Consider the following 753-nt stretch of genomic DNA (forward strand, 5'->3'; position numbering starts at 1 on the left):
TATGTCCCCAATTATCGATAATGGATGGTTGACTCACGAAAATCATGTTCCATCACCATTTTTTGATGCACGCAACAGCGAACACGATATCTCTCTATTAGTTGTTCATAACATCAGTTTGCCACCTGGTCAGTTTGGTGGGCCGTATATTGAAGATTTTTTCAGCGGCAATCTTGATCCTAACGCGCACCCATTTTTTGAGGTAATTCACAAAATGGGCGTTTCAGCGCATTGTTTAATTAAGCGCGACGGTGAGATTGTCCAGTTCGTTTCATTTCTTGATAGAGCATGGCATGCGGGGCAATCAAGCTTTGCCGGGAGAGACCGTTGCAATGATTACTCTATTGGCATTGAGCTAGAGGGAACAGAATTTGTGGCGTATACAGAAGAGCAATATCAATCACTTGCTCGATTAACTCAAGCCATCATGCATCAATATCCTCAAATTACCTTGCCACGAATTACCGGCCATCAATACATTGCTCCCTTGAGAAAAAGCGATCCTGGTCTAAGCTTTGATTGGGTTAAATATAGGCAGCTGGTTCAACGTTGATTTGTAGCAAAACTGTAAATTCAAAAAACGGAAATAAATAAGGCATACGATCAGGTATGCCTTTTTTTGATACGAGAAATATTAATGGTTGTTAAAAATTAACTACATTTTTACGACTAATGAGTTCGTTTTGGTGAATAAATAGACTGATAATTTTGTCATTTTCTGTATTTCTTTTCCAAAATCGCTAGCACGTCTAA

Annotated in this window: 1 protein-coding gene; it reads left to right on the top strand. The window is 39.0% G+C overall.

Features of this window, described 5'->3' with window-relative positions:
* Position 1 precedes the first annotated feature (1 nt).
* Positions 2 to 553, top strand: coding sequence for a 1,6-anhydro-N-acetylmuramyl-L-alanine amidase AmpD (ampD, locus tag R7R78_RS25930; RefSeq protein ID WP_225474589.1), 552 nt, complete (start codon positions 2 to 4; stop codon positions 551 to 553).
* Positions 554 to 753: the final 200 nt, after the last annotated feature.

Source organism: Vibrio sp. 2134-1 (genome assembly GCF_033339495.1).